Source organism: Neisseria sp. HMSC074B07 (genome assembly GCF_001810355.1).
Lineage (GTDB): Bacteria > Pseudomonadota > Gammaproteobacteria > Burkholderiales > Neisseriaceae > Neisseria.
The window spans coordinates 94,905-101,188 of the sequence record NZ_KV800981.1; the positions used below are offsets into that span (position 1 = coordinate 94,905).

Annotated in this window: 6 protein-coding genes and 1 pseudogene; 6 read left to right on the top strand and 1 reads right to left on the bottom strand. The window is 52.9% G+C overall.

Going from position 1 to position 6,284, the window contains the following annotated elements:
* The first annotated feature begins 36 nt into the window (after positions 1 to 36).
* Positions 37 to 1,212, top strand: a complete 1,176-nt coding sequence (gene odhB, locus HMPREF2726_RS11590) for a 2-oxoglutarate dehydrogenase complex dihydrolipoyllysine-residue succinyltransferase (RefSeq protein WP_070603438.1) — start codon at positions 37 to 39, stop codon at positions 1,210 to 1,212.
* 197 nt (positions 1,213 to 1,409) lie between these two features.
* The gene (locus HMPREF2726_RS11595; protein ID WP_009312043.1) at positions 1,410 to 1,679 is read left to right on the top strand and encodes a hypothetical protein; all 270 of its coding nucleotides are present in this window, start codon (positions 1,410 to 1,412) and stop codon (positions 1,677 to 1,679) included.
* Here the strand turns inward: HMPREF2726_RS11595 and HMPREF2726_RS13480 are convergent.
* Entirely contained in the window at positions 1,645 to 1,911 is a 267-nt protein-coding gene (locus HMPREF2726_RS13480; RefSeq protein ID WP_094113007.1) for a hypothetical protein, read from the bottom strand. The two genes, HMPREF2726_RS11595 and HMPREF2726_RS13480, sit on opposite strands and share 35 nt — an antisense overlap.
* Before the next feature lie 16 nt (positions 1,912 to 1,927).
* Here HMPREF2726_RS13480 and lpdA point away from each other — a divergent pair, with 16 nt between their 5' ends.
* The 4 genes and pseudogenes from lpdA to sucD all read left to right on the top strand — a co-directional run bounded on the left by lpdA (position 1,928) and on the right by sucD (position 6,128).
* Positions 1,928 to 3,361 (top strand): dihydrolipoyl dehydrogenase, encoded by a 1,434-nt coding sequence (gene lpdA / locus HMPREF2726_RS11600; RefSeq protein WP_009312042.1) that lies wholly within the window; start codon positions 1,928 to 1,930, stop codon positions 3,359 to 3,361.
* 313 nt (positions 3,362 to 3,674) lie between these two features.
* Positions 3,675 to 3,962 (top strand): hypothetical protein, encoded by a 288-nt coding sequence (locus tag HMPREF2726_RS11605; protein WP_003755543.1) that lies wholly within the window; start codon positions 3,675 to 3,677, stop codon positions 3,960 to 3,962.
* A 95-nt stretch (positions 3,963 to 4,057) separates the two neighbouring features.
* A pseudogene (gene sucC, locus HMPREF2726_RS11610) lies at positions 4,058 to 5,227 on the top strand (ADP-forming succinate--CoA ligase subunit beta); the annotation flags it as partial.
* A 10-nt stretch (positions 5,228 to 5,237) separates the two neighbouring features.
* Complete coding sequence (sucD, locus tag HMPREF2726_RS11615) at positions 5,238 to 6,128, top strand: succinate--CoA ligase subunit alpha (RefSeq protein WP_003745608.1); 891 nt, start codon at positions 5,238 to 5,240, stop codon at positions 6,126 to 6,128.
* Positions 6,129 to 6,284: the final 156 nt, after the last annotated feature.

Below are 6,284 nucleotides of genomic sequence, written 5' to 3' on the forward strand. Positions count from 1 at the left end.
GTCGTCTGAAAACCAACGACCATCCGGAGACACAAAATGATTATTGATGTAAAAGTACCCATGCTGTCCGAAAGCGTATCCGAAGGCACGCTCTTGGAATGGAAGAAAAAAGTCGGCGAAGCCGTAGCACGCGACGAAATCCTGATCGACATCGAAACCGACAAAGTGGTTTTGGAAGTACCTTCCCCACAAGCCGGCGTATTGGTCGAAATCATTGCCCAAAACGGCGAAACCGTTGCCGCCGAGCAAGTGTTGGCACGCATCGACACCGCAGCAACCGCTTCTGCTGAAGCACCAGCCACCGCGCCTGCGCCTGAAGCCGCTCCCGCCGCTGCGCAAACCAATGCCGCCATGCCTGCCGCCGCCAAACTGGCAGTCGAAACCGGTGTGGATGTGAACGCGCTGCAAGGTTCCGGCCGTGACGGTCGCGTCTTGAAAGAAGACGTGCAAAACGCTACCGCCAAACCTGCTGCTGCACCCGCTGCCGCGTCTGCACCTGTTCCCGCGGGTGCGCGTCCGGAACAACGCGTTCCGATGAGCCGGCTGCGCGCCCGCGTTGCCGAACGTCTCTTGGCTTCGCAACAGGAAAACGCGATTCTGACTACGTTCAACGAAGTCAACATGAAACCCATCATGGACTTGCGCGCGAAATACAAAGAAAAATTCGAGAAAGAACACGGTGTCAAACTCGGCTTCATGTCTTTCTTCGTCAAAGCAGCCGTTGCCGCGCTGAAAAAATATCCGGTGGTGAATGCCTCCGTTGACGGCAACGACATCGTTTATCACGGTTATTTCGACATCGGTATCGCCATCGGCAGTCCGCGCGGTTTGGTTGTGCCGATTCTGCGTGATGCCGACCAAATGAGCATTGCCGACATCGAACAAGCCATCGTCGATTACGCCAAAAAAGCCAAAGACGGTAAAATCGCGCTGGAAGATTTGACCGGCGGTACGTTCAGCATCACCAACGGCGGTACGTTCGGCTCCATGATGTCCACCCCGATTATCAATCCGCCGCAATCCGCTATTTTGGGTATGCACGCAACCAAAGAGCGCGCAGTCGTGGAAAACGGTCAAGTCGTTGTCCGCCCGATGATGTATCTGGCGCTCTCTTACGACCACCGCATTATCGACGGCCGCGAAGCTGTGCTGACTTTGGTTGCCATCAAAGACGCGCTGGAAGATCCGGCACGCCTGTTGTTGGATCTGTAAACGCCGCCAAAGGGATATAAAGCGGATCAAAACAAAGCAGTTTGAAATCAGGCTGCTTACTGGCTTTCAGACGACCTTGAAACGAAAAAAGGTCGTCTGAAAACGGCGGGATGTTTGAAATCTAAGGGAGAATATGGTTTGTTGCTGCCACTTTCCGTGCAGAGGCAAACGGTTGAAAATCCATTAGGAGCGTATCCATGAAACCCATTTCCCTGTTTCCGCTTTTGGCTGTCGTTTCCCTGCTTGGCGCGTGTGCCGCATTCGAAGGCAAGGAATATTCCGTCAACGCCTACGACGCGCGCGGCAGAATGTTGAACAAGCGTTTTGAAATGGACAGCAACAAAGCAGGCATCCCCGTCGCCCGCAGCGTTTTGTGCAAACGCTATCCGCACGCTACCGTCCGCGTTTACAACAATTTCACCGGACAGGAAGTCAGGGAATACAGCCCGCATTCCTGCCGCCGCTGATGCGGCCGAACCAATCGAGCTGAAGTTTCAAAGGTCGTGCCTGCGGGCAGGCTTCGCACTCTGAAAAAGGCAGAATGAGTTTTAACTTCGTTGAAGCCGCGCTTTCAGACGACCTCTTATGCAAAATATAGTGGATGAACTTCAAATCAGGGGAAGGCGAGGCAACGCTGTACTGGTTTAAAGTTAATCCACTATACCGCTGCCGAAGGTTTTCCTGCGGCAAAAATGTCAAACAAAGGATTTTTCACATGTCTCAATACGATGTAGTAGTCATTGGCGCAGGTCCCGGCGGATATGTTGCCGCCATCCGCGCCGCCCAACTGGGTTTTAAAACCGCCTGTGTCGATGCGGGCGTCAACAAAGCAGGCGATGCGCCCGCGCTGGGCGGCACCTGCCTGAACGTCGGCTGCATTCCTTCCAAAGCCCTGTTGCAGTCGAGCGAACATTTCCATGCTGCGCAGCATGATTTTGCCGAACACGGCATCAGCGTCGGCGACATCAAATTCGACGCGGCGAAAATGATTGCGCGCAAAGACGCCATCGTAACCAAGCTCACCGGCGGCGTGAAATTCCTGTTCCAAAAAAATAAAGTAACCAGCCTGTTCGGTACGGCTTCATTTGCCGGAAAAAACGGTGATGCCTACCAAATCGAAGTCGATAACAAAGGCGAGAAAACCGTTATCGAAGCCAAACACGTCATCGTAGCGACCGGTTCCGTGCCGCGTCCGCTGCCGCAGGTTGCCATCGACAATGTAAACGTATTGGACAATGAAGGTGCATTGAACCTGACCGAAGTGCCCGCCAAACTGGGCGTCATCGGTTCGGGCGTGATTGGTTTGGAAATGGGTTCGGTATGGAACCGCGTCGGTTCGCAAGTTACCATCCTCGAAGCCATGCCGACCTTCCTTGCCGCCGCCGACCAGCAAATCGCCAAAGAAGCCTTCAAATACTTCACCAAAGAGCAGGGCTTGAACATCGAACTGGGCGTGAAAATCGGCGACATCAAATCTGAAGGCAAAGGCGTATCCGTTGCCTACCAAACCGCCGCAGGCGAAGCCAAAACCGAAGTCTTTGACAAACTCATCGTCGCCATCGGCCGTATTCCGAACACCAAAGGCTTGAACGCAGAAGCCGTCGGCTTGGAAAAAGACGAGCGCGGCTTTATCAAAGTGGACGCCGAATGCCGCACCAACCTGCCTAATGTCTGGGCAATCGGCGACGTGGTTCGCGGCCCGATGCTGGCGCACAAAGCCAGCGACGAAGGCGTGGCCGTTGCCGAGCGCATCGCCGGTCAGAAACCGCATATCGATTTCAACAGCGTACCGTTCGTGATTTATACCGACCCCGAAATCGCTTGGGTTGGCAAAACCGAAGAGCAGCTCAAAGCCGAAGGCGTGGAATACAAAAAAGGCACTTCCGGCTTCGGCGCAAACGGCCGCGCGTTGGCAATGGGTAAGGCAAAAGGTACGGTCAAAGTGTTGGCAGATGCCAAAACCGACCGCATTTTGGGCGTACACATGATCGGCCCGGTTGTCAGCGAATTGGTCACTGAAGGCGTCACTGCGCTCGAATTCTTCGCCAGCAGCGAAGATATCGCACGCATCATCCATGCCCACCCGACCTTGTCCGAGGTGGTTCACGAAGCCGCACTGGCCGCCGACAAGCGCGCTTTGCATGGCTGATGAGGTCAAGTAAAGCATAAAAGGTCGTCTGAAAAAGTTTCAGACGACCTTTTCGGAAAGATGAATGTTCGGAAGCAATGTTCCGATAGGTATAGAGGGAAAATAGGGCATATCAGTTGCCATTGTTCTCTTGTCGGAATGACGATTTAAGCATTTTCTATGAATCTACGATAGTGGGTTAAGTTTAAATTCAGGACAAGGCGACGAAGCCGCAGACAGTACAGACAGTACAGCAAGGCAAGGCAACGCAGTACTGGTTTAAACTTGAACCACTATATATAATCGGCGACACATTCACAGACAGCATTTGATTATGAATAAAGAAGTAATCGGTATCCTGTTTATACCGATGGGCATCATCAGCATGTGTATGGCCGCGTTGTGGCAGATGTATGTGATGATGACCGAAACTTATACGCTCAACCGCTTCAAAGACAAAGAATTGGTTTGGCGCGTGGCATTGTTGTTTATCAGTTTCAGCCTTGCCGTTTACCTGCTCTGCCCGAATTCGCGTAAAAAAGGCATCGTCTTTTTTATCCTCGGGGGCGGCGGCGCAATCATGTATCTGCTTGCGCGGATGTGGTTGCCGTTCAGCAAGTGAAACGACGATTTTCCGACCGCCGAAAGGTCGTCTGAAACGCACGGGGTTGTCATTTATGGGCAGTCTCAGGGCATTCCACTAATCTAAAGGAGAAATCCATGAATCTACACGAGTATCAGGCTAAAGAACTGCTGGCAAGCTACGGCTTGCCCGTGCAAGGCGGTATTTTGGCGCACAACGGCGAAGAAGCCGCAGCCGCTTACGACAAACTGGGCGGCAAATTTGCCGTCGTTAAAGCCCAAGTCCACGCAGGCGGACGCGGTAAAGCGGGCGGCGTAAAAGTCGTCAAAAGCCGTGAAGAAGCCAAAGAAGTGGCAGAAAGCCTGATTGGCACCAATTTGGTTACTTATCAAACCGATGCCAACGGTCAGCCGGTCAACAGCGTTTTGGTTTGCGAAGACATGTATCCGGTGCAAACCGAGCTGTATTTGGGCGCGGTGGTCGACCGTTCTACCCGTCGCATCACATTCATGGCTTCGACCGAAGGCGGTGTGGAAATCGAAAAAGTTGCCGCTGAAACCCCTGAAAAAATCTTCAAAGTAACCGTTGACCCGCTGGTCGGCCTGCAACCCTGCCAAGCGCGTGAAGTTGCGTTCCAACTGGGCTTGAAAGACAAACAAATCAACGAGTTCGTCAAACTGATGACCGGCGCGTACAAAGCGTTTGTCGAAAACGACTTTGCCCTGTTTGAAGTGAACCCGCTGGCAGTTCGAGAAAACGGCGCGCTCGCCTGCGTGGATGGCAAAATCGGTATCGACAGCAACGCCCTCTACCGCCTGCCGAAAATCGCCGAATTGCGCGATAAATCCCAAGAAAACGAACGCGAGCTGAAAGCCTCCGAATTCGACCTGAACTACGTTGCGCTGGAAGGCAACATCGGCTGTATGGTGAACGGCGCAGGTTTGGCGATGGCAACTATGGACATCATCAAACTCAAAGGCGGCCAACCTGCCAACTTCTTGGACGTAGGCGGCGGCGCGACCAAAGAGCGCGTAGTTGAAGCGTTCAAACTGATTCTCGAAGACAAATCCGTCAAAGGCGTATTGATCAACATCTTCGGCGGTATCGTCCGTTGCGACATGATCGCGGAAGCCATCGTGGCAGCCGTTAAAGAAATCAACGTTGACGTGCCTGTCGTTGTCCGTTTGGAAGGCAATAACGCCGAACTCGGCGCGAAAATCCTGGACGAATCAGGTCTGAAATTGACTTCCGCCGACGGCCTGAATGACGCAGCCGAAAAAATTGTCGCAGCCGTAAACGCCTAAGGAGAAAAGAATGAGCGTATTGATTAATAAAGACACCAAAGTATTGGTTCAAGGTTTCACCGGTAAAAACGGTACTTTCCACTCCGAACAAGCTCTGGCTTACGGCACTAAAGTCGTCGGCGGCGTTACCCCGGGCAAAGGCGGTCAAACCCACCTGAACCTGCCCGTGTTCAACACCATGAAAGAAGCGGTTAAAGAAACCGGCGCAGACGCATCCGTGATTTACGTTCCTGCTCCGTTTGTGTTGGATTCTATCGTTGAAGCAGTTGATTCAGGCGTAGGCTTGGTGGTTGTGATTACCGAAGGCGTGCCGACCCTGGACATGCTCAAAGCTAAACGTTACTTGGAAACCAACGGCAACGGCACACGTTTGGTCGGCCCTAACTGCCCGGGAGTGATTACTCCGGGCGAGTGCAAAATCGGCATTATGCCGGGCCACATCCACACTCCCGGCCGCATCGGCATCATTTCCCGTTCCGGTACATTGACTTACGAAGCCGTGGCACAAACTACCAAACTGGGCTTGGGTCAATCAACCTGTATCGGTATCGGCGGCGACCCGATTCCGGGCATGAACCAAATCGACGCGCTGAAACTCTTCCAAGAAGACCCCGATACCGACGCCATCATCATGATCGGTGAAATCGGCGGTACTGCGGAAGAAGAAGCAGCCGAATACATCCAATCCAACGTAACCAAACCCGTCGTCGGCTACATCGCAGGTGTTACCGCTCCTAAAGGCAAACGTATGGGCCACGCCGGTGCGATTATCTCCGGCGGCAAAGGTACTGCGGAAGAAAAATTCGCCGCTTTCGAAAAAGCCGGCATCGCCTACACCCGCAGCCCTGCCGAATTGGGCAGCACCATGCTGGAAGTGTTGAAAGCAAAAGGCTTGGCGTAACGCTTGGTCGTTTTGACTGAAAAGCTGAAAGGTCGTCTGAAAACTTGGAAACAGGTTTTCAGACGACCTTTTTACTTGGTTTGCCATAATCTGCAAATTTCGTTAGGCGTTTGTTTCCAGCGTTATAGTGGATTAAATTCAAATCAGGACAAGGCG